We start from the raw sequence: 1,266 nt of genomic DNA, 5'->3' as shown, positions 1-1,266 counted from the left end.
CATTCTTTGCGCTAGTTGATCAAGTATCGATCAGTTGAGCGGCGCCAAGTACGATTTTAATTGTACCTTGCGTTGCCAAGCTGTAAATAGTCGAGATCTTAACTAACTGTTTATTTTTATGGCCCAGAAGTCTTTGCTCGACTACCTTGAATCAATTCCAGACCCACGCAATCAGGCCAAGTGCTCGCATATCTTGTCAGAGGTTGTTTTCATGGCCATCTGCGCCATGATGTGCGGTTTTGATACTTGGAGCGAGATTACCTTGTTTGCTCAAGAGCGAGAGCCATGGTTCCGGCGCTGGTTGAGCTTGCCTGGCGGCATTCCATCACACGACACATTCAACCGCATTTTTGCCACTCTGCCTCCCGCCAGTCTGAAATCCATTTTTCAAGCGTGGATCGGCGACATCATGGGCGATGATAAGCTGGTTGGCCAACTAGCGGTTGATGGTAAAGCTCTTCGTGCTACCGCTAAAGGGCGAGGTGCCAACGCTGTTCATATGGTCAATGTCTGGTCAACTGAGCTGGGGATGTGTGTTGGCCAGCAAAAAGTCGCTGACAAATCTAACGAGATCACGGCAATACCTGAGCTACTCCAACTTCTTGAATTAAAAGGGTGTTTAGTCAGTATTGATGCGATGGGTACACAGGTAAAAATCGCCGACACCATCCTCAAAAAGTCGGGTGATTACCTGCTTGCAGTGAAAGACAACCAACCTAGCCTCAATACTGAAGTAAAAGAACAGTTCCAAGCGTATTGGGATAAGAATGAAACCGATGTTTCGGGGCACGGCTTTACTGAACAATTTGACTCAGAACATGGGCGAAAAGAGCATCGACGTTGTTGGGTTCTGATGGTTGATGAAAGCATGCCAGTTTGCCAGCAGTGGAAAGCGAAGACGATCATAGCCGTGCAGGCTGAGCGAATTGAAAATGGCAAAGGCTATGATTTCGTGAGATTTTATATAAGTAGCCGAGCGTTGGATGCCACCTCAGCGCTGAAGGCAACCCGAGCGCACTGGTCGGTAGAAAATCTGCTGCACTGGACTTTAGATATTGCGTTCGGAGAGGATCAACTTCAGGCCAGAGCGGGCTTCGCTGGGGAAAACTTAGCGGTCATCAGGCAGTGGATACTGAACATGCTGAAGCAAAACAAATCACGTAATCTAAGCATGGCCAACAAGCGCAGGCTCTGCTGTCTGAATGAACAATATTTGTTCGAATGTATGGGGTTGTTCAAAGTATAAACACTGATGCGTCAGCCCTG

Annotated in this window: 1 protein-coding gene; it reads left to right on the top strand. The window is 47.8% G+C overall.

Annotation, left to right across the window (positions count from 1 at the left end; all coding sequences use genetic code 11):
* Nucleotides 1-118: 118 nt before the first annotated feature.
* Entirely contained in the window at nt 119-1,246 is a 1,128-nt protein-coding gene (locus OKC40_RS22510; protein WP_041204928.1) for an ISAs1-like element ISKpn9 family transposase, read from the top strand.
* Nucleotides 1,247-1,266 lie beyond the last annotated feature (20 nt).

It is taken from the genome of Aeromonas sp. QDB11, from assembly GCF_027705265.1.
Taxonomy (GTDB): domain Bacteria; phylum Pseudomonadota; class Gammaproteobacteria; order Enterobacterales; family Aeromonadaceae; genus Aeromonas; species Aeromonas allosaccharophila.
Note: the sequence above shows the minus strand (reverse complement) of the source record. Positions and strands in the feature narration are given on the sequence as shown.

Coding starts and splice junctions, on each gene's coding strand:
- OKC40_RS22510 (WP_041204928.1), top strand. CDS start 119: ATGGCCCAGAAGTCTTTGCTCGACTACCTTGAATCAATTCCAGACCCA.